We start from the raw sequence: 23,741 nt of genomic DNA, 5'->3' as shown, positions 1-23,741 counted from the left end.
GCGAGAGATCAGGCGGCGGCCTGGGTGAGCACCTGGTCGACGACGGCGTGCGACGGCAGGATCAGGTCACGCTCGGTGTCGGCGTCGACCTTGCCTTCGAGCAGTTCGAGGAACCGGTCCAGCTGGGTGGCCAGCGGCTCGCGCGCGGTGACCAGTTCCGGGATCTCGATGACGGTCTGCTGCCGGTAGCCGAGGCCGTCCGGGGTGACCGAGTCGTGCGAGACGTGCCGGTAGATGGTGACGTCGCGGCGGAGCAGGTCGATCTCGATCATGCGGTCCAGTTCGGACACCCAGAGCGAGCGGACCTTGCGCTGGCCGAGGCGGGACGCGGAAACCGTGGCCAGCCCGGACTCGAACGACAGCACCGTCTCGATGGTGTCTTCGGCGCCCTCGACCGAATTCGGGTGGAAGTAGCCGGCACCCGAGGCGACCCGCGCCGGGGTCGCGCCGCCGAAGAACTGGATCGCCAGGTCGACGTCGTGCACCAGCAGGTCCCACGCGACACCGGTCTTGATCCGCGGCGCGTACGGGCCGTGGCGGCGGGCCATCAGGTGGATCGGCTCGTTGATCAGCGCCCGCGCGGTCATCACGGCGGGGTTGTAGCGCTCCAGGAGCCCGCACATCAGCGGGACGTCCTTCTTCGCCGACAGCGCGACGATCTCCTGGGAGAATTCGAGGCTGTTGCAGACCGGCTTCTCGACCAGCAGCGGCTTGCCCTGGCCCAGGATCTCCTGCGCCAGCTCGTAATGCGCCTCGGTGGCCGAAGCGAGCACGACGGCGTCCACATCGGACAGTGAGCCGATTTCGGGCGTCCACTGGGTTTCGTAGCGTTCGGCGACCTTGCGGCCTGCCTCTTCGCGCGGGTCGATCACGCGGACGAGGTCGACGCGCTCGTTCGCGGCGAGGACACGGGCGTGCAGCGAACCCATGTTCCCGGTACCGATGAGAGCGATCTTGTGCGTCGTCATGCGCCGAGTACCTCGCGAACCGTTTCGATGATGGTGTCCAGGTCGGACTCGGAAAGGTGCGGGTGCACCGGCAGGGAAAGCGCCTGCGCGGCGACGGAGGCGGCCACCGGGAAGTCCTCGACCTTGGCGTCGGGGATCAGCGGGTTGTTCCGGTAGCAGTCGTAGTCGAAGACGATCTTCGGGTAGTAGATCCCGTTGCCGATGCCCCGCTCGGTGAGCGCGGCGGCGAGTTCGTCACGGGAGAGGAAGGCGTGCGGGCCGACCAGCACGGTGTACTGGTGCCACACGTGCTCGCGGCCAGGCAGGACCTGCGGGAGGTCGAGACCCGGGGTGCCGGCGAGGCCCTCGGTCAGGCGCTTCGCGTTGGCCTGGCGGGCGGCGGTGAGCTGGTCCAGCTTCTCGAGCTGCGGGATGCCGACCGCGGCGTGCAGATCGGTCATCCGGTAGTTGTGCCCGGCGACCTCGTACTGGTACCGGGCGCGCATGCCCTGGTTGCGCAGCACACGCAGGCTGTCCGCCAGCTTGTCGTCGTCCGTGGTGATGACGCCGCCCTCGGCGGTGGTGACGTTCTTGGTGGCGTACAGGGAGAAGCAGCCGATCCCGAAGGATCCGGACGGCTTGCCCTCGAACGACGCCCCGACGGCCTGCGCGGAGTCCTCGATGACCTGGAGACCGTGTTCGGCGGCCAGCGGCGCGAGCTTGCCCATGTCCGCGGTCTGCCCGTACAGGTGCACCGGCATGAGGACCTTGGTGCGGTCGGTGATCGCGGCGCCGACGGCGTCCGGGTCGATCGCGAAGTCGTCGCGCCGGATGTCGGCGAAGCGGACGGTCGCGCCGGCTTCCAGGATCGCGTTCAGCGTCGCCACGAAGGTGAACGGCGAGGTGATGACCTCGTCACCCGGCTGGAGGTCGAGCGCCTGGATGGCGGCGACCAGCGCGGTGGTGCCGTTGTTGACGGCGATCGCGTGCTTCGTGCCGGAAACGTTCGCGAACGCGTCCTCGAAGCGCTTGACCATCGGTCCCTGTGCGATGGCGCCGGATCGCAGCACCTCGACGACGAGGTCCTCCGCGTCACGGACGTCGACCACGGTAATGGGGATCATCTGCAAGTCTCTCTCGACTGGGCATTCGTGAATCAGGCACTACGGTGCGTCCGGTACAGTGAGCCGCCGGTTCTGCGTCCGGCCGCCCTCTCTGGCGCGGGCCACACGTTACCGGGACCGCCGAAGCGCCCAATACCCCAGGCTGCCTCCCAGCCACAACGAACGGATCTCACGTGGTGAACAGCATCCACCCGACCGCAGTCATCGGCGAGGGTGTCGAGCTCGGTGACGACAACGTCATCGGACCGTTCACCGTCATCGTGGGCCCCACGCGCATCGGCGACGGCAACTGGATCGGCCCGCACGTGACCATCGGCACCCCCGGTGAGGACCGCGGTCGCGAGCACCCCGCCGCCTGGGAATCCGCGCCGAACGGTGATCCCGATCACGACGGCCACGGTGTCGTCATCGGCAGCCGGAACCGGATCCGCGAGTACGTCAGCGTCCACCAGGGCACCTGGCGCACGACCACCGTCGGCGACGGCGGCTACTTCCTCCGCGGCTCCCACATCGCCCACGACTGCCTGGTCGAGGACGCCGTCACGGTCGCGTCGAACGTCATCACCGGTGGCCACTGCCACATCTGGTCCGGGGCGAACCTCGGCATGGGCGCGATCCTGCACCAGCGGGTCGTGATCGGCCCCGGCGCGATGGTCGGGATGAGCTCCGCGGTCCGCAAGGAGGTGGGCGCGTTCACCATCGCGGTCGGCAACCCCGCCCGGGTGACCGGCGTCAACACCGTGGGCCTGTCCCGTCGAGGGCTGGACGAGGCCACCATCGAGGCACTGGGACCGTGGCTGAAGGGTAAGGCCGGTCTCCCTGAGGACGGGCTGGCCGACCGGCTGCCCGGCGACCTCTCTACCTTGGTGAAGGCGTGGGACGCCCGTCCGCGCGACGATCATTAGGAGTACGGACATGGCGGAAGTCGCCGGCAAGCTGCGTGAGGTCTTCGTCGAGGCGCTGGACCTCGATGGCGATGTCGACGTCGAAAACCTGAAGTACCGCGACATCGAGGCGTGGGACTCGGTCGGTCACATGGCGCTGGTCGCGGCCATCGAGGACGAGTTCGACGTCGAGTTCGACACCGACCAGGTGATCGACATGTCGAGCTTCAAGGTCGCCGTCGACATGGTCACGGACCTCCAGAACAAGTGATGCTCGAAGGCAAGGTCGCCCTGGTCACCGGCGGAACGCGCGGGATCGGGCTCGCCACCGCGCGGGCGCTCGCCGAGGCGGGCGCCACCGTCGTGTTGACCGGCCGTGACGAGGCCAAGGCCAAGGAAGCGGCGGCCGCGGCGGGTGCCGCGAACGGGCTCGCGCTGGACGTCACCGACGCCAAGGCCGTGTCGACGCTGGTCCGCGGCGTGGCCAAGGAGCACGGCAAGCTCGACATCGTGGTCGCCAACGCCGGGATCATGGAGGACGCGCTCCTCGGGATGATCCGCGAGGAGCTCGTCGACACCACGCTGAGCACGAACGTCGCCGGCACGCTGCACACCGTCCAGGCCGCGGCCAGGGCGATGATGCGCAAGAAGACCGGCGCCATCGTGGTGCTGGCATCGATCGTCGGCGAGCACGGAAGTGCCGGTCAGACGGTGTACGCGGCCTCGAAGGCAGCGGTGGCGAACATCGCGCGTTCGGCCGCGAAGGAACTCGGCCGGTCCGGGATCCGGGTCAACGCGGTGGCGCCCGGCGTCATCGACACCGACCTGACCTCGGGCCTGAGCGAGGACGCGAAGGCCGAGAACATCGGCAAGACCCCGCTCGGGCGGCTCGGAACGCCCGAAGACGTGGCGAACGCGATCCGGTTCCTCGTCAGTGATGACGCTTCGTTCATCACCGGGCAGGTGCTGGGCATCGACGGAGGCTTGGTTCTCTGATGACCCTCTTGGGTGTGGGTGCACGACTCATCGACGTCACGAGCGGCAAGACGCTCGCGGGCGAGGAACTCGACACCGAGGTCACCCGCGTGGGGGCCGCGTTGTCGGAGCTGCCGCCGGGCGCGCTGTTCGCGCGGATGTCGGTGGACCTCGAAAGCGTGCTGAACTACCTCGGCGCGTTCGAGGCGGGCCGCGCGATCGCGTTGATCGACCCGGCACTGGACGCCGACGTCCTGGCGGGGCTCATCGAGCGCTTCCGCCCGGCCGCCGTCCTGTCCGCGCCGGACGCGCCCGCGCCGGAGGGTTACGGCGTCTCCGACGGACACTGGGTCCGCGAGTCTGCCGAAGGTGTCGAGCCGCATCCGCATCTCGCGGTCCTGCTGCCGACCAGCGGTTCCACCGGTAATCCCAAGCTGGTCCGGCTTTCGCGCGGTGCGGTGCTGTCCAACGCCGACGCGATCGCGCAGGTGCTCGGCATCGACCGCGACGAGGTCGCGCCGACCAGCCTGCCGCTGCACTACAGCTACGGCCTGTCCGTGCTGAATTCGCATCTCGTCCGCGGCGCGACCGTGGTCATCGAGCCTTCCGGCGTGCTCGGGCGTGGGTTCTGGGACGCGGTCAATGAGCACAAGGTGACGTCGCTCGCCGGGGTCCCGTACCACTACGAGATGCTGCGGCGGCTCAAGTTCGACCCGGCGAAGTACCCGTCACTGCGCACGCTGACCCAGGCGGGCGGCAAGCTCCGCGACGATCTCGTCGCCCAGTTCAACGACAAGATCCGCGCGGTCGGCGGGCGCATGTTCGTGATGTACGGGCAGACCGAGGCGTCGCCGCGGATGACCACCGTCCCGGCGGAGCGGCTCGCGGAGAAGCTCGGTTCCGCCGGGCCAGCGCTGCCCGGCGGCTCGTTCGCCGTCCGGCGCGAGGACGGCTCCGAGACCAAGCATCCGAAGATCGTCGGCGAGGTCGTCTACCGGGGGCCCAACGTGATGATGGGCTACGCCGACGACGAGACCGGGCTGGCCGCGGGCGACGAATGCGGCGGCGTGCTGCCCACCGGCGACCTCGGCTACCTCGACGAGGACGGGTTCCTCTACATCACCGGACGGCTCAAGCGGATCGGCAAGGTCTTCGGCAACCGGGTCAGCCTGGATGATCTCGAGCACGCCGTGCGTTCCGCTTCGGTGGGGATCGACGTCGTGGCCGCCGTCCCGGCCGGGGACAAGGTCGTCCTGTTCGCCGAGGCGGCCGACAAGGAGATCTGCAAGGACGCCGCGAAGGCGCTGTCCGAGCGGCTGCACCTGCACACCAGCGGGTTCGACGTCCGCCCCATCGACACCGTGCCGCTGCTGGCCAGCGGCAAGATCGACTACCGGTCGCTGGAGGCCCAGGTATGAGTGTGTTCACGCTTTCGCAGGCGGAGCGCGAGAAGCACCTGCTTCCGCAGCTCGCCGAGCTCACCGCGCACCACCGCGAGAATTCCGTCGGTTACGACCGCATCCTCTCCTCGCTCGGCATCGCGCGGGACGCGGAGTTCGCCTCGATCGCGGATCTGCCGTGGCTGCCGGTGCGGATGTTCAAGACGCACGACCTGCGCAGCATCCCCGAGGCCGAGATCTTCAAGACGCTGACGTCCTCGGGCACCACCGGCGCGGGCGCGTCCCGGATCTACCTGGACAAGGCCGCCGCCGGCGCGCAGACGAAGCAGCTCGGCGCGACGCTGCAGGAGGTCCTCGGCGGTGAGCGGCTGCCGATGCTGATGGTCGACACCATCGGCATCATCAAGAACCGCCGTTCGTTCTCCGCGCGCGGCGCCGGTGTGCTCGGCATGGCGAACTTCGGCCGCAAGCACACCTACGTGCTCGACGAAAACGACCAGCCGGACGTCGAGGCCGTCAAGCAGTTCCTCGTCACCTACGGTGACAAGCCGTTCCTGATCTTCGGCTTCACCTTCATGGTGTGGCAGTACCTCTACGAGGTCGCGCGTGAGCACAAGCTGGACCTGTCCAACGGGATCCTGATCCACTCCGGCGGCTGGAAGAAGCTGATCGACCGCGCGGTCGACAACACCGAGTTCCGCCGCCGGTTCAAAGAGGACACCGGCCTCACCCGGATCCACAACTACTACGGGATGATCGAGCAGATCGGCACCGTGTTCCTCGAAGGGCCTTCCGGGAACTCCTTGTACTGCCCCGACTTCGCGGATGTCGTGATCCGGGACCCGGAGACCTGGGAAGAGCAGCCGGTCGGTGTCCCCGGGGTGATCGAGGTCGTCAGCACGCTGCCGCATTCGTATCCGGGTCACGTCCTGCTCACCGAGGATCTGGGCGTCTACAACGGGATCGACGACGGCGACTGGCCGGGCAAGCACTTCTCCGTGCACGGCAGGCTGCCCAAGGCCGAGGCCCGCGGCTGCTCGGACACCTTCCAGGGGGCGGCGGCATGAGCACACTGAACCAGCGGTTCCCGCTCGGCGACGGCATCGAGGTCTCCTCGTTGGTCGAAGAGCTGCGTGCCGAGCCCGTCGGCGGACGGCTTCGCGTCGGCGACCCGCGTGTCGTCGAGTTCCTGACGAAGTTCGCGCGCAAGCTCCTCGCGCCCGCCACCGCGCGCCGGTTCCCGGAACTGGCGTCACTCGGTTTCTTCCTGCGCAAGGGAGAGATCGCCAAAGCACTGTCCACTTTGGATACTTCCGGCGACGCGCTGCGCTTCCCGCGCGGGCTGGTCTTCCACGTCCCGCCCGCCAACGTCGACACGATCTTCGTGTACTCGTGGGCGCTTTCCGCGCTGGCGGGCAACCACAACGTCGTCCGCGTGTCGTCGCGTTCGGCCGGTGCGGCCGAAACGGTGCTGGAGGCGCTGAACGCCGCACTGTCCGAAGTGGACGACGACACCGCCGCCGCGATCACCGCGACGCAGCGCATGGTCACCTACGACCGCAGTGACGCGATCAGCGGTGCGCTGTCGGTCGCCGCGGACCTGCGGGTCATCTGGGGCGGCGACGCCTCGGTCGCGGCCCTGCGCAAGTACCCGCTGGCGCCGCACGCGCGCGACCTGACCTTCCCGGACCGCTCGTCGTTCGCGGTCGCGTCGGTGCGTGGCTGGCAGAACGCGTCCGAGGCCGAGCGCCGCGGCGCGGCCGAAGGGTTCTACAACGACTCGTACTGGTTCGACCAGGCCGCCTGCTCGTCGCCGCGCGCGGTGTTCTGGGTCGGCGACGAGGACGGCGCCCGCGAAGCCGGGCAGGAGTTCCGGAAGCTGCTCGCCGAGGTCTTGGCGACCAAACAGCACGTCACCGAGCCCGCGATGGCCGTCCAGAAGCGGGTTTCGGCGTACGGCGCGGCCGTCGACGGGCTCGTCGACGGCATCGAGTTCCAGGGCAACGGCCTCGCGACGCTCGAACTGGCCGACCCGGCGATCCTTCCGCGTGAGTGGCTCGGCGCGGGTACTTTCGCCAACGCGCGGGTCGACACGCTTTCCGACCTCGTCCCGATCGTGCTCCGCAAAGATCAAACCGTCGGTCAATTCGGCTTCAGTAAAGAGGAATTGACGGAATTCGTGACCGAATTGGCGGGCCGCGGTGTCGACCGTGTCGTTCCCTTCGGATCGGCCCTGACGTTCTCCGCGATTTGGGACGGCTACGATCTGCTGACCGAGTTCAGTCGACTGGTGACCGTACAGTCCTGACCAGCGGCGACAGCGGTACAGCGGAGGAGGTTCAGTGACGACCGTCGAAACGCCCGAGGAGGAGTCTCCGGTTGCGGTAAAGCAACCGAAATCCACCAAAGCGAAGATCCTCGACGTCGTCCGCTGGATCGCCATCATCGCGGTAGTCGGTTTCGCCGCGAAGACGCTGGTCGCCAATTGGGCGGAATTCTGGCGGACGTTGTCCGACGTCGCCTGGGAATCCTCCACGCTGAGCCTGCTCGCGCTGATCGCCGCGATCATGGTGTCGACCTACGGCTGGCAGGTCATGGTCGACGACCTCGGCAAGCCGATCGGCTACGCCCGCGGGGCGCAGATCTGCCTCGTAGGTTCGCTCGGCAAGTACGTGCCGGGTTCGGTGTGGGCGTACCTGCTGCAGATGGAACTGGGCCGCAAGGCCGGGCTCGCCAGGGCCCGGATCTTCACCGGCTCGCTGATCCAGCTCGGCGTCGGCGTGGTCTCCGCGCTGGTCGTCTCGCTGCTCGCGGCTCCCGCGGTGTTCAGCAACAGCCCGCGGGCGCTGTGGCTGTTCGTGCTGATCCCGGTCGGGCTGGCGATGCTGCATCCGCGCGTGCTCACCTGGGGTACGTCACTGGTGCTGCGGATCCTGCGGCGCCCGCCGCTGGACCACCGGCTGAGCTGGTCCGTCGTCGGCAAGGTCTTCGGCTCGTCGACGGCCGCGTGGGCGCTGCAAGGTGTGCACCTGTGGCTGCTGGCGAACTCGGTCGGCACGCCCGGCTTCAGCGGCTTCGTGCTGTGCGTCGGCGCGATGGCTGTCGCGATGACCGTCGGGACGTTCGCGTTCATCCTGCCCAGCGGGGTCGGTGTCCGCGAGGTCGCCCAGGTCGCCGTGCTCACCGCGTCGGGTCTCACCGTCGGCCAGGCGACGGCGTTCGCCATCGCTTCGCGCGTCATGTTCACCGTCGCCGACCTGATCACCGCCGGCGCCGCCGCTCTCTCCGCCCGCCTCGCGACCCGCGTTTAGGACCGCATTCAGAGGACTAAACGCGTCAGGGGATCAGCCGGTAAATGACGGCGTCAGCGTTGCGGTAGACCTCGCTCACGAAGTTCAGGCCGTCCAGATCGCGCAGCCCGGCCTGGCGCGGCGCGCCCGGCGGGTAGCCGTACTGCCCGAGGATCACCCAGCGCACGTTCAGCCGCTGGACGGCCGCCCGGACGTCGGGATTCGCCGGGTACTCGCGGAAGTGCCACTCCAGCAGCCGCGCGTCCGACGGTGACAGCGTCTCGTCGAAATGCCCGGAAGTGGTGCGGACGCCTGACAGCGCGTAGGTCCACACCGTCCCGTCCAGCCGGTCGTTCAACGCGCGCTCGCCGGGCTTCACGAACTCGGCGAGCTTCTCCATCGCCACGACCTCGTCCGGGCTCACCGGCAGCTTGTGCTGGTTGATACCGGGGGTGTTCGCGTAGCCGGGCGCGACCATCGCCGCGTTCGCCCGCGCGTAGAAACCGTTGCTCAAGAACGCGAACCCGCCGAAGACCACCACCGCGACGACGAACGCGGGCACCTTCCGGTGCACCACGGTGTCCCGCAGCCACGCCTGCGTCTCGGCGAGCCCGTGCGCCGCGATGACGGCCAGGGGGATCGCCGCCATCGCCATGAACCGGTACGGGTCGTTCCACCATGGCCGGGACAGCGCCAGCACGACCGGTTGCTCCGACGACGTCACCGCGATGTAGGCGAAGCCGGTGAGCAACGCCGTCACGCCGATCCAGCGCAGCGCGCCCGCTCGCGCGAAGAAGATGAAGCCCAGCAGCAGGGCCGCCGAAAGCCAGATCTGCGGGTAAGGCGCTTGGTGCTGGAAGCCCAGCAGCGCGCCGAGCGCCGTCGTCGCCCGCCACTCGACCGGCCAGCTGCGGTAGGGCACCTCCCCGTTCGCCAGTCCGAGCGCCCCGAACAGCTGCAGCCAGGCCACGACGATCGCGAGGACACCGACGATCGCCAGCGCGCGCAGGTCCCGTCCGATCCGCCGCCACCGCTCACCGGGTGCGATCCAGCGTTGCAGCAGCAGCGGACCGGCGAACAGGATCGCGCCGAACAGCGCCGACGAGTGCACGCACAGCAGCCCGACCGCGCCGATCACCAGCACGAAACCGGTGTCGGGCGCGGGACGGTCGAGGTACCGCTTCGCCGCGACGGCGGCCAGCGGGGTCAGCGCGAGCCCGAGCAGGAACGGCAGCAGCGGTCCCCGGTTCATCGATTCGTACAGCCCCATCGACGGCGCGATGGAGACGAGCGCGGCCGCGCCGGCGAAGACCGCCCGCCCTCGGAACACCCGCACCATCGTGACCAGCGACAACGCCAGCAACGCCGGGAGCAGCGCGGTGTTCACGTCCAGCGTCAGCGGGATGGTCGCCGGGCTGAGCAGGTACCCCACGGACGCGAGCAGGTGGTAGGCGTTGGGGTAGAACACCGGCGCCGCGTCGCCGTACCAGTTGACCTCGCCGGTGCCGAACAGGCTGCCGTCCCCGGTTTCGGCGATCTCCCGGACGCCGTTCGCGTGATAAACCGCGTCGAAGCCCTGCGGAATGGCGTCCAACCTGCCCATCCCGCGCACCACCGCGTACATCCCGATGGCGGCCGCGAGCAGCAGGCACGCCCCGACGGCGAGGTGCCCGGCCCGTCCCCACAGCGGCTCCTCCGGCGTGGGCGGCCATCGGCGCAGGGTGAGCCGTCGCAGACCGAAGGCGACACCGGCGAACAAGGCCGTCGCCACCGCGTACGTCACCGGGTTGAACGGGATCCCTAGCGCGGCCGCCCACGGTCCGGCGAGACCACCGACGGCGTAGCTCAGCAGGGGCGCCATCCCGGCCAGCACCCAGCCGCGCAGCCCGGCGGCGAGGCCGGTGAGCACGCCGGGAAGGCCGATGACGAGCAGGGTGACGCAGATCGTGACGACGTCGGTCAGCGCGGAGGTCTGGGTGGGCACGAACTTCCTCGGGGCTGGGGGAATCCGCACAGAACCCCGAGGTGCGGAACGGAATGGACAGCCAGATTAACCTGCGGGGACCGTTACTCGAACGGGTCACATCACGACGGGGAAATCACGGCGCCTATGCCTACTTTTGGCAAACTCCACTCGCCCATTCGTGTCGAGTCACTGCGCCAAAAGAAACACCTTGGCGCGGTGATCGATACTTGACCGTAGTCTTTTCGTCAGGGGAGAGGCTCGGCCCGGGAGGGTGGGGATCACGTGGTGGTCGCGGTCGTCGGCGCGTGGCTCGTGGTCGCCGCCTTCGTCCTCGTGGCCTGGCCCAAGATCAGTACCGACGAGAACTGGCGAGCCGCCACGCTCGCGTTGACCCTCGGTTTCTCACTGGTGCACCAGCTGGCCTACTCGACCATCGGGGAAGACGCGTACATCACCTTCCGTTACGCGCAGAACATCGCCGACGGCAACGGTCCGGTGTTCAACACCGGCGAACGGATCGAGGGTTACGCGAATTTCCTCTGGATGATCGCGATCGCGTTGCCGAAGGCCGCTTTCGGAGCGGATATCGAGACGTCGGCGATCGTGCTCGGAATCCTCGCCACGCTCGGTGCCGTCCTGCTCGCGTACGTGACGGTGAACCGGGTGGTCGCGCGGGCGGTGGGCGAGCCGCGTCCGGCCTGTGGCGTGGCCGCCGCGGTGCTCGTCGCGGCCGCCGGAGGACTCGCCGCGTACGGCGGATCCGGCACCGAGACGCCGTTGTTCGTCCTGCTCGTCCTCGGCGTCTTCGCGTCGCTCGCGGCACGGCGCCCGGTGGTCGCGGGCGTGCTCGTCGCCTTCGCGATGATGACGCGTCCGTCGGGAACGCTGCTCGCGGTGCTCGTCGGCTGCTGGCTGGTCATCGCCGCGCTGCGCGGCCGGTACACCTGGTGGTCGCCGGTGGGCTGGTTGCTCGGCGGGCTCGTCTTCGTCGCGCCGTGGACGGCGTGGCGGGCCACCTACTACGACCACGTCCTGCCGACCTCGATCCTCATCCCCTTCGACCTCGACCTCCCGGCGCGAATCGACAGCGGCTGGCACTACCTGTCGGGATTCTCGGTGGTCCACCAGGGATTCCTGTTGCTCGGCCTGGTCGCGGCGGTGGCGCTGCCGCTGCGCCGCAACGGCCGTACGCCCCACGAAGCCGAGGCCAGGGCACTGATCTGGCTGATGCTCGCCACCGCCGTCGTGCTCACCGGGTTCGTGGTCTTCTTCGGCGGTGACGCCGCCCCGGCGTGGCGCCTGCTGGCGCCGATCCCGCCGCTGCTGGCGGTGGCCGCGGTCTCGGTCTACGGCGTGCTCACCGCGGCACCGAAGCCGAGCCCTCGGCCGAGGCCGTCCGTTCAGCGGCTGATGCCCGCCGCCGCGGTGACGTTGTCCGGGCTCGCGGTCCTGGCCTCCGTGTTCAGCCCCGACATGCTGGCCAGTGTGCGTGCCTGGCACGACCACGGCGCGCAGATGGAGGAGATCGGCCGCTGGCTCGGCGTCTACCTGCCGCCCGGTTCGGTCGTGAGCACGTCCGCGCCGGGGGCGTTGTCGTATCACGCCGGGACGCAGCTGCAGATCGTCGGCGTCCGCGGGCAGACCGAGGAAGCGGGCGAGGCCGTCGTCTCCCGGCGGCACCCGACGATCGCCGTCATCACCGACAGCGGCTATTCGGCGACGCAGTCCTGCGCGATCGACCCGGCGTACGCGGCCAGGTACCGCGTCGCGACCTTCGTGCGTGAAGGCACCTCGGCGTGGATCGCCGTGTTCTTGCGGGCCGATGTCGAGCGGTCGGTCACGCCCGCCCTCGACTTCTCGCCCGACTTCCGCCACGTACCGTGCCCTTCGTGAGTGTCGACGAACGCGTTTCCCCCGGCCGTCCAGCAGCGCTCGAAGCGTCCTCTCGTCTGTTCGGCTTCGGCGTGTTCGCCGCGGCGCTCACCGTGCTGCTCGTCCGCTTCCTCGTGCCGAGGCCGGTCGCGATGTCCGACAACGGTGACGGTTTCCGTGTGCTGTGCGGCGCGGGCATCCCGTGGAAGGGGAAACCGGAGCCGTTCGTGCGGCTCGAGTACACCGTTCCGGCGGGCGAATGCGACGCGACGTACCTGCTGAGCCAAAGCTGGTTCGCGAGGATCGCCCGCTCACTCGGTGGCCTGCTCGGGCTGGAGTCCACGCTCAGCCTGGTCGTGCTCGGCGTGCTCATGAGCGTCCTGGCCGCGACGGCGGTCGCGCTGATCGTCGTCGGCCTGCCGTACTCGCGACGCGTCCGCCTCTTCGCGACCGTGGGACTTCTGCTGGTCGTCGCGGACTCCGCGTTCTTCGGCTACTTCGCGTCCGTACTGGGCGAAGGCGCCGCGTTCCTCGGTCTTTTGCTCGCCGTCGGTGGCTTGCTGGTGGCCGCGCGGCCGGGTTGGTGGCGCTACGCGGGACTGGCCGTACTGCTGTTCGGCGGCATCATCGCGGTCAACGCCAAGGTGCAGACGCTGATGATCCTGCCGTTGCTGGCGCTCGCCGCCCTGCTCGTCCGCCCGGCGGGCGTACGCGGCACGAAGCGATGGCTGCCCGTGGTCTTCGTCATCGGCGCGCTCGCCGGAGGAACGGCCTACGCGCAGCAGACCGTCGAACCGGCGAAGCTGCCCGACGGCTCGATCGCCGAGCGCCCCGGCGACGATTCCCGCGAGATCAACATGTTCAACACGATCTTTCTGACCATTGTGGACGGTCAGCACGACACCGGAGCCGACCTCGCCGCGTTGGGGCTGCCCGCTTCGTTCGGTCAGTACGCGGGCAACGGCTGGTGGCATCCGCGGCCGGCCACGCTCGATCCCGAGTATCCGAAATACCGCGAGCGGATCAGCAGGCACAACGTCGTAGAGTACTTCGCGACGCATCCCCTGCGCACCATCGGCATCCTGCACCGCGCGGCGGGCGACCTGCTCACCGCGCGACCGCCTTACCTCGGCAGCTTCGACCGCTCGGCCGGATTCGCCCCCGAAGCGCGGGAATACCGGGTCCCGGTGGCGTCGACCGTCACGAAACTCTCGGCGCCCTTGGGTTTCTTCGCGCTACTGCCGATCTGGTTCCTGCTCGCCGCGCGCGGCTGGAAGACCCGGCGCGACGCGGTGGGCGTCGCGCTCGGGTTCCTGCTCGCCGTCGCCGCCGGGCAGTTCGCGCTGGCGGCGCTGGCCGACGGCCTGGAGAACGTCAAGCACCAGGTGATCGCGCTGTACTGCACGCTGCTCGGCGTCGTCCTGGCGCTGGTGACCTTCGCGCGTCAGACGGACTTGCCTTCCCCGACGTCCAAGGTCCCTTGATGCGGCCGGAAGCCGTTGAAGCCCTTGCCTCCTGCCCAGCGCGGCGTTGCCGGGAACGACACCAGCGCGGCGAAGATCAGTAGTGCGACGGCGTCGACCCAGAACACCGCGGCACCCCCGACGAGCCGCAGGTTCACCGCGACGTAGAGGAAGAACAGCGCGCCGACCCAGAGCCGCCGTCCCTCTCCTCGCTGCTGGTCGAGCACGAGGGCGGTGAGCGCGACGATCAGCGGCGCCATCATCACGAACACCCGCGGGGTGTCGGTCGCGACGAGCCGTCCGGCCAGACAGCAGGCGAACAGCCAGACACTGGAGATCAGCAGTTCCGCGCGCAGGCCATGGCGACGGTACTGCTGGTAGAGGCCGTAGCCGAAGATCAGCCAGAAGAAGTGGAACGTGGTGAACAGTTCGACCTGACCGGTGCCCTTGCTCGCGTTGAGCGCGAAGCGGATGTTGTCGAGCAGGCCGCTGTTCGACTGGCCCGCGCCGAAGCCGTAGTCGCCGCCGATGAGGTTCTGTGCCCAGATCCGGTAACCGACGTAGATGCCGGTGGCGACCACGAACACGCCGATGCCCCCGAGGACGTCGCGATCCCGGAAGGAACGGCCGCGCGTCCATGCGATCAGCGGGTACAGCGGCGCCAGCAGGAGCGTCGTCTCCTTGTTGATCGCGCCGAGCACGATGACGATCGCGAACGGGATCAGCTTGCGCTTGAGGATGAACCAGATCGCGAGCAGGTACAGCAGGTTGTTGAGCGGGTCCACCAGCCAGGGGTTGCTGAAGGCGTACGGCGCGTACCAGAACGTGCAGGCCAGCGCGACGGCGGCGAGTACGGCGGTGAACAGCTGCAGCTTCAGGTACGAGCGCAGGAATTCGAAGAAGACGAGCACCGTGGCGAGCGTGACCGTGAAGGTGAGGCCGACCCAGAGGACATCGAGGGAGAGCCCGGTCAGCAGGTTGCCGCGGTGGACGATCCACGGGCTCAGCATCCGCAACGCGAACGGGTTCTCCACGGCCGCGCCGGTCTGCTCCGACATGCGGTAGTAGTTCACCGCGTCGCCCCAGGCCTGTTCGTGCGGCTTGGGGAACTTGGGCATGAAGGAGATCAGGTTGATCAGGGAAACCGTGCCCAGCGCGAGATACGCCCAGAGACGCTGGGCGCTGGGTCTGCCTCGCGGCAGGAGGGTGATTTCGGTGGTCTCGTGCGTCACCGGACCCAGTTTAGGGGCAGTGACCTGGGGTGATGGCGTGAGTGCGCGCGTGTGACCTACGCGACCGTAGGTTGGTTACCCTACGGTAGCGTAACCTGAACGAATGGCTGAGCTCGTTTACCCGCCCGTCATCATGGCGGCGAAGTTGATGTTCCGGGTGCTGGACAACCGCATCCGGGTGGAGGGCACCGAGCACATCCCGGCCACCGGTGGGGCGGTCATCGCCTGCAACCACGTGAGCTACCTCGATTTCATCTTCTGCGGCCTCGGCGCGCAGCCGGCGAAACGCCTGGTCAGGTTCATGGCGAAGAAGGAGATCTTCAGCAATCGCGTCGCCGGTCCGCTCATGCGCGGGATGCACCACATCTCCGTCGACCGCGGCGCGGGACTCGCGTCGTACCGCGAAGCCGTCGAGCGCCTGAAGGCCGGAGAGGTCGTCGGCGTGTTCCCCGAAGCGACGATCAGCCGGTCGTTCACCGTGAAGGACATCAAATCCGGCGCCGTCCGGATGGCGGCCGAAGCCGGCGTCCCGGTCGTCCCGATGGCGCTGTGGGGCACGCAGCGGCTGTGGACCAAGGGCCGCCCGAAGGACCTCACCAAACGCCACGTCCCCATCTCGATCCTCGTCGGCGAGCCGATCCACCCGAAGGCCGACGATGACGCCGAGGTCCTCTCGAAGGACCTTCGCGTGCGGATGTCCGCGCTCGTGGACCGCGTCCAGGCGGACTACCCGGAGAAGCCGGGCTCCGACGACGAACGCTGGTGGCTCCCCGCGCACCTCGGCGGCACCGCGCCGACGCCGGAAGAGGCCGCCAAGCTCGACCGCGAGGGCCGCTAGAACCAGCGTTCGAGCACCTGCGCGACACCGTCTTCGGAGTTCGGCGCGGTCACCTCGTCGGCGATGGCCAGCACTTGACGATGTCCATTGGCCATCGCCACGCCGTGCCCGGCCCAGCCGAGCATCTCGAGGTCGTTGGGCATGTCGCCGAACGCGATCACCCGCTCGGCCGGGACGCCCAACCGGGCGGCGACCTCGGCCAGCCCGGTCGCCTTCGTGATGCCGTGCGCGGCGACCTCGATCAACCCGGAGTTCGTCGAATAGGTGATGTCGACCGAACCGTCGAGCACCTCGCGGGCCGCCCGCGCCATCTCGTCGGAGCTCATCCCGCGCCTGCTGATCATCAGCTTGATCGCCGGATGCCCGAGCACCTCGGCCCTCGGCGCCTCCGTGCCTTCGTGATTGCCCCAAGGATTGTGATAGTCCGGCTCGATCACGAAGTTGCGCATCTCCGGATCCCGCGCGGACTCGCCGATCCGTTCCGCGGCGAACCGGCAGCCGGGAAGAGCGTGATCAAGAGCACTCACGGTGTCATGCAGCAACTGGGGTTCGAGCAGGCCGTGCACCGCCACGATCCGGTCCGTCCCGATCTCGTACAGCACCGCGCCGTTCGCGCAGACCGCGTAACCGGTCAGGTCGAGCGGCTCCGCGATCGGCGCGATCCAGCGCGGCGGACGGCCGCTGACCAGCACGAACGGCACCCCGGACGCGGTGACGCGCCGGACGATGTCCACCGTGCGTTCGGTCAGGACCTCCAGCGGGCCGAGCAGGGTGCCGTCGACGTCGGACGCGATCAAGAGCGGTTTCTCCACCGGCACATTGTCCCCGAAGATCCGCCCATCGGGCGAAGTGTCGGCGGAGACCGCTACCTTCCCGGGTGTGCGCGTAGGCATCGTGATCCTTCCGGAAGATCGTTGGTGGGCGGCCGAGCCGAAATGGCGGGCCGCCGAGGAGTACGGCTTCGACCACGCTTGGACGTACGACCACCTGGGCTGGCGGACCCTCGTCGACGGCCCCTGGTTCAGTGCGATGCCAACGTTGACGGCGGCCGCCATGGTCACGTCGCGGATCAGGCTGGGCACCTTCGTCGCCTCGCCGGTCGCCCGGCATCCCGTGCCGTTCGCCCGTGAGCTGATCACCCTCGACGACGTCTCCGACGGCCGCTTCATCCTCGGTGTCGGCGCCGGTGTGCCGCACACCCACTACGACGCCACCGTCCTCGACGGCCCGGAACTGTCAGTGAAAGAGCGCACGAACCGCTTCACCGAGTTCGTCGAGGCACTCGACGGGCTGCTCATGACCGACGGCTTCGACTTCGAGGGCGAGCACTACCGCGCCAAGGGTGCCCGGAACCTGCCCGGTTGCGTGCAGCGGCCGCGACTGCCGTTCCTGGTGGCCGCGAACGGGCCACGCACGATGACCCTCGCCGCCCGGTTCGGCGCGGGCTGGGCCACCACCGGCATCAAGGCGGAGACCCAGGACGAGTGGTGGAAGGGCATCGCGGAACTCGTGAAGACCTTCGACGAGCGAGTCGAGGCCGTTGGCCGGGACAAAGCGAGCGTGCAACGGTTCCTGAGCCTCGACGCGGCTCCGGTCTTCTCGCTCTCCAGCGTCGGCGCGTTCACCGACGCGGCAGGACGGGCCGAGGAACTCGGATTCACCGACATCGTCACGCACTGGCCACGCTCGGGGGACTACTACGTCGGCCGCGAGTCGACACTCGAAGAAGTCGCCAGCGACGTACTCCCGGTACTCCAAGGAAAAAATTCTTAGGCCGAACGGGTGACGTTGACGGGCCGGGTAAACCGGTTCCGCCTAACGGTCGTCTGAAGAGAAGTACAGCGAGTGGGCGCGGCCGACGACGGCTGCCCCTCACGGGTCACCCCGGGGGTGAATGGGGGACAAAGGCTCGCGTGGTCGCGGCAGGGGCAGTCCGCGACCACGCGAGCTGTAATTTTTGTCGCGCGCTGACGGAACTGTGCTTATCTGTCGCGCGCTGACGGAAAAATTTCGCAGGGCGCAGATCGCAGTGGACGTCACGCGGGAGCGGGCGGCGCCCTGCAAAATGTTTCCGTGGGCCTTCGGCCCGAAAGAGGGCGCGCGACGGTGAAGTCTCCGTCGGGCGCGGGGCGCCCTTGGGGAGACCGTTCGGGGTACCGCAGCGGACCCTCCCGAACGTCATGAACGGCCCGTTGGTCGTGTGTGGCGATTCGGGTCAGGACGGACCCCTCTTCAGTACCTACGCCTGGCCTGCCCGAGGGTGGTGGTTCCGCGGGTATCGTCGCCCGGTCTCACACCTTGATCAACGGAGGATCGGGGACACTCAACGTCCCCGATCCTCCGTTGATCACCGTCCGAGACCGGGGCGACCTCGCTCCCCCAGAACCTCAGGATGGAAAAGGCTCATTGCAAAATTCGCTATGAAAGCGTCCTTCATCTCACGGGGCTCACAGGAGGAGGGCGCAGACCTGCGTCAGGTGATCCTCAGCGGGTCAGGGTGTAGATCGAGGCGCCCGTGTTGGAAAAGTCCTTCCGCAGGAAATCCAGCCCGTCCAGATCCCGCAGCCCCGGCGCCGGCGGCTCACCGATCTTGATCGGTGTACTCCCGATCAGCACATGCTTGACGTTCAGCCGCCTGACCGCCGCCCGCACCTCGGGGTCGGTGTCGTACTCGCGGAAGTGCAGCGCCAGGTACTTCGCGTCCGGCGGCGGCACACCCGGGTCGTAATGCCCGGCCACCGGATGGATGCCGGTGATCGCGTACAGCCAGGCCGTCCCGTCGAAGCGCTCGTTGAGCACCTTCTCGTCCGGTCCGATGTTCATCTTGGTCAGCTGGTCCATCGCGGCGAGCTCGTCGGCGCTGACCGGCGGGGTGACCTCACCCTCGGGGCCGTTGTAGTACAGGAACGACACCGCGTGCGCGTTCGACTCGGTGTAGAAACCCTTGGTCAGCACCGCCGAGGCGGCCACGACGAACACCGCGGTCGCCAGACCGAGCCGGGCGGGCAAGGCGGGCCTGCTCTTCACCCAGGACCGGCCGCTCGCCCACTTCGCGAACCAGCGCTGCAGCTCCGCCATCCCGTGCCCGGCGAGTAGGCAGAGCGGGATCGCGGCGAGCGCCATCAGGCGGTAGCGGTCGTTCCACCACGGCCGCGACAGCGAGATCACCCACGGTTCGGCGCCGAACGAGGCGACCAGCACGAACAGCGCCGAGAAGCCCAGCGCCGAGAGCCCGATCCAGCGCATCCTGCCGAGCTTGAACAGGCTCAGCACGCCGATGACCAGCAGCACCGTCAGCCACACCTGCGGGGCGCTCAGCACCTGCCGGAACGTCAGCAGCAGCGCGAGCGACTTCTCCACCGGCAGCTGCGAGCCCCACGCGTAATAAGGGTATGAACCCGAAGTGAATTTCAGGGCGCCGAGAATGTGCGGTGCCGCCAGCAGCCCGCTGGCCACCATCACCGGCACCATCTTGACGACGTCGCCGCCGATCACCCGCCAGCCGCCGCGGCCCTCCGGCACACCGTCGAGCCGTTTGTGCCGCAGCGCGCGGTACCAGCGCTGCACCACCACCGGGAAGGCGAACAGCAGCGCCCCGAACAACGCCGACGAGTGCGCCGCCAGCAGCCCGACAGCGGTCAGCGCGAGCACATAGCCGGTGTCGATGCCGGGCCGCGCGAGAAACCGGGCCAGCGCGACGACGGCCAGCGGGGTCAGCACTATGCCCAGCGCGAACGGCAGCAGCCCGCTGGACACCGACTCGTACGCGCCGGTCGTCGCGGCCGCGGCCACCAGTGCCGTGCAGCCCGCGAACACCGCCCGGCCGCCGAGCTGACGGATCAGGGCGACCATCGACAGCGCGAAGATCCCGGCGACCGGCATCGTGATGGCGTTCAGCGTGACCGGGATCGTCGTACCCGAGATCGAGTACACGAGCGAGCCGACCAGGTGATACGCGTTCGGGTAGAACGAGCCGTCCGGATACCAGTTGATGGTGCCCATGCCGGTCAGCGAGCCGTCGCCGGTCTCGGCGATGTAGCGGATGCCGTTCGCGTGGAACACGGTGTCCCAGCGCTGGAACACGGCCGTCGTCCCGCCGCGGGCCGAGAGCACCACGAGGATCGAGATCCCGACGGCCAGCGCCACACAGGCCGCGACGGCGTAGTGCGCGCGGGGATGCCACTTCGTCGGCGGCTCTTCGGCGCCCGGCTTGATCCAGCCGAACCTGGAGCCCAGCCTCCGCAGGCCGAAGCCGGCGCCGGCGAGCACGAGCGTGACGGCCGCCACGGTCAGCGGGTTGTACGACACGCCAGCGAGTGCCAGCCACGGACCGGCCAGTCCGGTTACCGTGTAGGACAGCAGCGGGGCCAGCCCCGCCAGGGCCCAGCCGCGCAGGCCGGCGGCCCGGCCGACGAGGCCGCCGGGGATCGCCAGCACGGCCAGGTAGGTGGCGGTCGCGCCGAAGTACGACCAGAAGGTGTCCGGAGTAGGCACTGCTTCCTAAGTGTGTCGAAGGTGAAAACCGGTGCTCGCTGCAGGGCACGGAGGCGACGTGCGTACCCTCGACGCCCGTGAGCGCGCACACGAACCCCGACAAGATTACTGAAGCCGATTTCACCGGCTACGACCTCATCGTGGTCGGGTCCGGTTTCTTCGGGCTGACCGTGGCCGAACGGGCCGCGGCCGAGCTCGGCAAGAAGGTCCTCGTGCTGGAGCGGCGCCACCATCTCGGTGGGAACGCCTACTCCGAGGCCGAGCCGGAGACCGGAATCGAGGTGCACCGCTACGGTGCGCACCTGTTCCACACGTCGAACAAGCGGGTGTGGGAGTACGTCAACCGCTTCACCGAGTTCACGAACTACCAGCACCGCGTGTTCGCGCGGGTCAAGGACCAGGTCTACTCGTTCCCGATGAACCTGGCGCTCATCAACCAGTTCTTCGGCAAGTCGCACACGCCGGACGAGGCCCGCGAGCTGATCGCGAAGCAGGCGTCGGAGTTCGACACCGCGGACGCGCAGAACCTCGAAGAGAAGGCGATCTCGCTGGTCGGCCGTCCGCTGTACGAGGCGTTCATCCGCGGTTACACGGCCAAGCAGTGGGAGAACGACCCGAAGAACCTCGGCGCCGACATCATCACCCGGCTCCCGGTCCGCTACACCTTCGACAACCGGTACTTCAACGACACCTACGAGGGCCTGCCCGTCAACGGCTACACCGCGTGGCTGGAGAAGATGGCCGAGCACGAGAACATCGAGGTGCGGCTGAACGTCGACTACTTCGACGTCCGTGAGCACATCCCGGCAGGCACCCCGACCGTCTACACCGGTCCGCTGGACCGCTACTTCGACTACTCCGCCGGCCGGTTCACCTGGCGCACGGTGGACTTCGAGTCCGAGGTCGTCGAGACGGGCGACTTCCAGGGCACCTCGGTGGTCAACTACAACGACGAAGAAGTGCCCTACACCCGGATCATCGAGTTCCGGCACTTCCACCCGGAGCGCAAGCACTACCCGAACGACAAGACCGTCGTGTTCCGCGAGTACTCGCGGTTCGCGGGCGAGGCCGACGAGCCGTACTACCCGATCAACACCCCGGACAACCGCGAGAAGCTCGAGGCCTACCGCGAGCTGGCCAAGAACGAGGCCAAGGAGCGCAACGTCCTGTTCGGCGGCCGTCTCGGTACCTACAAGTACCTCGACATGCACATGGCGATCGGCTCCGCGCTGACCGCGTTCGAGAACAAGATCGCGCCGCACCTGACCGATGGCGCGCCTATCGATGGGTCCCTCGATGCTTGAGAAGGGCGCTCCCACCGGCGAGGTGGCGGTCCTCGCGAAGGCGCAAGGCGTCCTGAAGAGTGACGTCACCGTCAAGGCGGCACGGGGTCTTTCGCACTTCGGCGAGCACAGCGCGGGATGGTTCGCGCTGGGGCTCGTCGGGGCGGCGGTGGACAAGAAGCGCCGCAAGGACTGGCTGGTCGCGGCGGTCGGCGTCGTCGGCGCGCACGCCGCGTCCATCGCGGTGAAACGCGTGGTCAGGCGGCCGCGCCCGGATCACCCGAGCGTCGAGGTCCTGGTCGGGACGCCGAGCAAGCTGAGCTTCCCGTCCTCGCACGCCACCTCCACTACGGCGGCGGCGGTGCTCTACTCCGGATTGACCGGGCGTAACCTGGTGCCGGCCCTGGTACCGCCGATGCTCGCCTCGAGGCTGGTACTCGGCGTCCATTACCCGACCGACGTCCTGGCCGGAGCAGCCCTGGGGGGCCTCGTCGGTGGTCTCATACGACGAAAGCTGAAGAAACGACAATGAGCGAAACGACCGAGAAGGCCGATTCCAAGCCTGAAGACGCAGGGCCCGTGGCCGCCGAACCGAAGAAGGTCGCCGGCGGTCTCGTCGGCGGCATCATCAAGACGGCACGCCCGCGCCAGTGGGTGAAGAACGTGCTCGTGTTCGCCGCACCGTTCTTCGCTTTCTCCAAGTCGACGGACCGGACCGGCCTGCTGATCGCCGCGCTGATCGCCTTCGCGGCGTTCTCGCTGGTGGCCTCCTCGGTCTATCTCATCAACGACGCGATCGACGTCGAGGCGGACAAGGCCCACCCGACCAAGCGGAACCGGCCGATCGCGGCCGGGATCGTGCCGGTGCCGGTGGCGTTCGTCGCCGCGGGCGTGTTCTTCGCCGCGGGCCTCGGCATCTCGTTCCTCGCCAGCTGGCAGCTCGCGGTCGTGCTGGCGGTCTACGAGGCCGTTCAGCTCGGCTACTGCTTCGGGCTCAAGCACCAGCCGGTGGTCGATCTCGCCATCGTCGGTTCGGGCTTCCTGATGCGGTCGATCGCCGGTGGTGTCGCCGCCGGTATCGCGCTTTCGCAGTGGTTCTTGCTGGTCACCGCGTTCGGCTCGCTGTTCATGGTGGCCGGTAAGCGCTACGCCGAGATCATGCTCTTCGAGCGGACAGGCGCGAAGATCCGGTCTTCGCTGAAGAAGTACTCGGCGAGTTACCTGCGGTTCGTGTGGGCGACGTCCGCGGCGATCCTGATCATGTCGTACTGCCTGTGGGCGTTCGAGATCCGCCAGGTCGAGCACAACTCGGTCTGGGCCGTCGTCTCGATGGTCCCGTTCGTGGTGGCCGTCCTGCGCTACGCCGTCGACGTCGACGGCGGCAACGCGGGCGAGCCGGAGGAGATCGCGCTCAAGGACCGGGTGCTGCAGGTCCTCGGGGCGGGCTGGATCGTCACGCTGTTCCTGTCGTTCTATCTCTGATTCGACAGGTCCGGCACAGCGGATCCACAGGTTGGACACGCATCCTCGGTGATGGGAGCGGGTGACATCCCCGCTCCCATCGACCAAGGAGCGAAAAGATGAGCGACCCGCAGCGGCCGTCCGATGACGACGACAAGACCGTCGAGCAGCCCCAGGCAGTGGCGGACGAGACCGCGAAGAAACCCGCCGAACCCGAGACACCGGCCGCTGCCCACACCGGGCCCCCGCCGGCTCCGCCCGCGAAAGGCGGTTTCCGCCGCTTCGCCGGGCATCGCGCGACGCAACTGGTGGCGGTGGGCGTCCTCGGCTTCATCATCGGCGGTGGAGTCATCGGAACCGCCGTCGGCCTGGCCTCCCACCACGGCGACCGGCCCGGTTTCTCTCGCGAACACCGCGGTTCGGCCGGTCCTGGCGGTCACCGCGACTTCCGCGACGGCCACGGTGACCGTGGCTGGCGTGACGAGTACCACGGGCGGTAGATAACGGAATCA

21 protein-coding genes are annotated in these 23,741 nt (G+C 68.5%); 15 read left to right on the top strand and 6 right to left on the bottom strand.

The features are described 5' to 3' along the window. Nucleotides 1-8 precede the first annotated feature (8 nt). Together ACZ7KI_RS23160 and ACZ7KI_RS23155 are read right to left on the bottom strand one after the other, a co-directional pair. A complete protein-coding gene (locus tag ACZ7KI_RS23160) occupies nt 9-968 on the bottom strand; it encodes a Gfo/Idh/MocA family protein (RefSeq protein ID WP_465500427.1) in 960 nt (319 codons plus the stop codon). After that, the gene (locus tag ACZ7KI_RS23155; RefSeq protein WP_470275178.1) at nt 965-2,071 is read right to left on the bottom strand and encodes a DegT/DnrJ/EryC1/StrS family aminotransferase; all 1,107 of its coding nucleotides are present in this window, start codon (nt 2,069-2,071) and stop codon (nt 965-967) included. The genes ACZ7KI_RS23160 and ACZ7KI_RS23155 overlap by 4 nt, the downstream gene beginning before the upstream one ends. Nucleotides 2,072-2,244: 173 nt before the next feature. On the opposite strand from ACZ7KI_RS23155, the gene ACZ7KI_RS23150 reads away from it, so the two are divergent. The 7 genes from ACZ7KI_RS23150 to ACZ7KI_RS23120 are packed head-to-tail and all read left to right on the top strand — an operon-like array spanning nt 2,245 to nt 8,641. Further along, nucleotides 2,245-2,976 carry a UDP-N-acetylglucosamine acyltransferase gene (locus tag ACZ7KI_RS23150; RefSeq protein WP_470275177.1) on the top strand — a complete coding sequence of 244 codons (732 nt, stop codon included), beginning with the start codon at nt 2,245-2,247 and terminating at the stop codon, nt 2,974-2,976. Nucleotides 2,977-2,986: 10 nt separating this feature from the next. Beyond that, nucleotides 2,987-3,226, top strand: a complete 240-nt coding sequence (locus tag ACZ7KI_RS23145; RefSeq protein WP_061980346.1) for an acyl carrier protein — start codon at nt 2,987-2,989, stop codon at nt 3,224-3,226. Continuing rightward, a complete protein-coding gene (locus ACZ7KI_RS23140) occupies nt 3,226-3,951 on the top strand; it encodes an SDR family NAD(P)-dependent oxidoreductase (protein WP_470275176.1) in 726 nt (241 codons plus the stop codon). The genes ACZ7KI_RS23145 and ACZ7KI_RS23140 overlap by 1 nt, the downstream gene beginning before the upstream one ends. Then, on the top strand, nt 3,951-5,348 hold the full coding sequence (locus tag ACZ7KI_RS23135; RefSeq protein ID WP_470275175.1) for an AMP-binding protein: 1,398 nt from the start codon (nt 3,951-3,953) through the stop codon (nt 5,346-5,348). The genes ACZ7KI_RS23140 and ACZ7KI_RS23135 overlap by 1 nt, the downstream gene beginning before the upstream one ends. After that, nucleotides 5,345-6,397 (top strand): LuxE/PaaK family acyltransferase, encoded by a 1,053-nt coding sequence (locus tag ACZ7KI_RS23130; RefSeq protein WP_470275174.1) that lies wholly within the window; start codon nt 5,345-5,347, stop codon nt 6,395-6,397. The genes ACZ7KI_RS23135 and ACZ7KI_RS23130 overlap by 4 nt, the downstream gene beginning before the upstream one ends. Further along, nucleotides 6,394-7,638, top strand: coding sequence for an acyl-CoA reductase (locus ACZ7KI_RS23125; protein WP_470275173.1), 1,245 nt, complete (start codon nt 6,394-6,396; stop codon nt 7,636-7,638). The genes ACZ7KI_RS23130 and ACZ7KI_RS23125 overlap by 4 nt, the downstream gene beginning before the upstream one ends. 34 nt (nt 7,639-7,672) lie before the next feature. Continuing rightward, nucleotides 7,673-8,641, top strand: coding sequence for a lysylphosphatidylglycerol synthase transmembrane domain-containing protein (locus ACZ7KI_RS23120; RefSeq protein ID WP_470275172.1), 969 nt, complete (start codon nt 7,673-7,675; stop codon nt 8,639-8,641). Between the two features lie 25 nt (nt 8,642-8,666). On the opposite strand, the gene ACZ7KI_RS23115 is transcribed toward ACZ7KI_RS23120, so the two are convergent. Further along, nucleotides 8,667-10,604: a DUF6541 family protein gene (locus ACZ7KI_RS23115; RefSeq protein WP_470275171.1), complete on the bottom strand. Its 1,938-nt coding sequence runs from the start codon at nt 10,602-10,604 to the stop codon at nt 8,667-8,669. 264 nt (nt 10,605-10,868) lie between these two features. Between ACZ7KI_RS23115 and ACZ7KI_RS23110 the strand changes: the two genes are divergently transcribed. Both ACZ7KI_RS23110 and wsfD read left to right on the top strand, forming a co-directional pair. Next, complete coding sequence (locus tag ACZ7KI_RS23110; RefSeq protein WP_470275170.1) at nt 10,869-12,479, top strand: hypothetical protein; 1,611 nt, start codon at nt 10,869-10,871, stop codon at nt 12,477-12,479. Further along, entirely contained in the window at nt 12,476-13,942 is a 1,467-nt protein-coding gene (wsfD, locus tag ACZ7KI_RS23105; protein ID WP_470275169.1) for a glycan biosynthesis hexose transferase WsfD, read from the top strand. The genes ACZ7KI_RS23110 and wsfD overlap by 4 nt, the downstream gene beginning before the upstream one ends. Here the strand turns inward: wsfD and ACZ7KI_RS23100 are convergent. Further along, a complete protein-coding gene (locus ACZ7KI_RS23100) occupies nt 13,903-15,153 on the bottom strand; it encodes a hypothetical protein (protein ID WP_470275168.1) in 1,251 nt (416 codons plus the stop codon). The genes wsfD and ACZ7KI_RS23100 overlap by 40 nt on opposite strands. Nucleotides 15,154-15,256: 103 nt before the next feature. Here ACZ7KI_RS23100 and ACZ7KI_RS23095 point away from each other — a divergent pair, with 103 nt between their 5' ends. Continuing rightward, entirely contained in the window at nt 15,257-15,991 is a 735-nt protein-coding gene (locus ACZ7KI_RS23095; protein WP_470275167.1) for a lysophospholipid acyltransferase family protein, read from the top strand. Here ACZ7KI_RS23095 and ACZ7KI_RS23090 read toward each other — a convergent pair. Beyond that, nucleotides 15,988-16,788, bottom strand: coding sequence for an HAD family hydrolase (locus tag ACZ7KI_RS23090; protein WP_470275278.1), 801 nt, complete (start codon nt 16,786-16,788; stop codon nt 15,988-15,990). The genes ACZ7KI_RS23095 and ACZ7KI_RS23090 overlap by 4 nt on opposite strands. An 82-nt stretch (nt 16,789-16,870) precedes the next feature. On the opposite strand from ACZ7KI_RS23090, the gene ACZ7KI_RS23085 reads away from it, so the two are divergent. Next, complete coding sequence (locus ACZ7KI_RS23085) at nt 16,871-17,764, top strand: LLM class flavin-dependent oxidoreductase (protein WP_470275166.1); 894 nt, start codon at nt 16,871-16,873, stop codon at nt 17,762-17,764. A 711-nt stretch (nt 17,765-18,475) separates the two neighbouring features. Here the strand turns inward: ACZ7KI_RS23085 and ACZ7KI_RS23080 are convergent. After that, nucleotides 18,476-20,485 (bottom strand): DUF6541 family protein, encoded by a 2,010-nt coding sequence (locus tag ACZ7KI_RS23080; RefSeq protein ID WP_470275165.1) that lies wholly within the window; start codon nt 20,483-20,485, stop codon nt 18,476-18,478. A gap of 77 nt (nt 20,486-20,562) precedes the next feature. Between ACZ7KI_RS23080 and glf the strand changes: the two genes are divergently transcribed. The 4 genes from glf (at nt 20,563) to ACZ7KI_RS23060 (ending at nt 23,729) form a co-directional block, all read left to right on the top strand. Further along, nucleotides 20,563-21,789: a UDP-galactopyranose mutase gene (glf, locus tag ACZ7KI_RS23075; RefSeq protein ID WP_465495804.1), complete on the top strand. Its 1,227-nt coding sequence runs from the start codon at nt 20,563-20,565 to the stop codon at nt 21,787-21,789. Beyond that, on the top strand, nt 21,782-22,300 hold the full coding sequence (locus ACZ7KI_RS23070) for a phosphatase PAP2 family protein (RefSeq protein WP_061980615.1): 519 nt from the start codon (nt 21,782-21,784) through the stop codon (nt 22,298-22,300). Before glf ends, ACZ7KI_RS23070 begins: the two co-directional genes overlap by 8 nt. Next, nucleotides 22,297-23,250 (top strand): decaprenyl-phosphate phosphoribosyltransferase, encoded by a 954-nt coding sequence (locus tag ACZ7KI_RS23065; protein WP_470275164.1) that lies wholly within the window; start codon nt 22,297-22,299, stop codon nt 23,248-23,250. The genes ACZ7KI_RS23070 and ACZ7KI_RS23065 overlap by 4 nt, the downstream gene beginning before the upstream one ends. 98 nt (nt 23,251-23,348) lie before the next feature. Continuing rightward, nucleotides 23,349-23,729, top strand: coding sequence for a hypothetical protein (locus ACZ7KI_RS23060; RefSeq protein WP_470275163.1), 381 nt, complete (start codon nt 23,349-23,351; stop codon nt 23,727-23,729). Nucleotides 23,730-23,741: the final 12 nt, after the last annotated feature.

The sequence above is a fragment of the Amycolatopsis sp. NPDC039088 genome, from assembly GCF_055598845.1.
Note: the sequence above shows the minus strand (reverse complement) of the source record. Positions and strands in the feature narration are given on the sequence as shown.

Excerpts from the sequence above, each read along its gene's own strand:
- ACZ7KI_RS23140 (WP_470275176.1), top strand. The coding sequence starts at position 3,226 with ATGCTCGAAGGCAAGGTCGCCCTGGTCACCGGCGGAACGCGCGGGATC.
- ACZ7KI_RS23155 (WP_470275178.1), bottom strand. The coding sequence starts at position 2,071 with ATGATCCCCATTACCGTGGTCGACGTCCGTGACGCGGAGGACCTCGTC.
- ACZ7KI_RS23060 (WP_470275163.1), top strand. The coding sequence starts at position 23,349 with ATGAGCGACCCGCAGCGGCCGTCCGATGACGACGACAAGACCGTCGAG.
- ACZ7KI_RS23065 (WP_470275164.1), top strand. The coding sequence starts at position 22,297 with ATGAGCGAAACGACCGAGAAGGCCGATTCCAAGCCTGAAGACGCAGGG.
- ACZ7KI_RS23130 (WP_470275174.1), top strand. The coding sequence starts at position 5,345 with ATGAGTGTGTTCACGCTTTCGCAGGCGGAGCGCGAGAAGCACCTGCTT.
- ACZ7KI_RS23095 (WP_470275167.1), top strand. The coding sequence starts at position 15,257 with ATGGCTGAGCTCGTTTACCCGCCCGTCATCATGGCGGCGAAGTTGATG.
- ACZ7KI_RS23125 (WP_470275173.1), top strand. The coding sequence starts at position 6,394 with ATGAGCACACTGAACCAGCGGTTCCCGCTCGGCGACGGCATCGAGGTC.
- ACZ7KI_RS23160 (WP_465500427.1), bottom strand. The coding sequence starts at position 968 with ATGACGACGCACAAGATCGCTCTCATCGGTACCGGGAACATGGGTTCG.
- ACZ7KI_RS23145 (WP_061980346.1), top strand. The coding sequence starts at position 2,987 with ATGGCGGAAGTCGCCGGCAAGCTGCGTGAGGTCTTCGTCGAGGCGCTG.
- ACZ7KI_RS23135 (WP_470275175.1), top strand. The coding sequence starts at position 3,951 with ATGACCCTCTTGGGTGTGGGTGCACGACTCATCGACGTCACGAGCGGC.
- ACZ7KI_RS23070 (WP_061980615.1), top strand. The coding sequence starts at position 21,782 with ATGCTTGAGAAGGGCGCTCCCACCGGCGAGGTGGCGGTCCTCGCGAAG.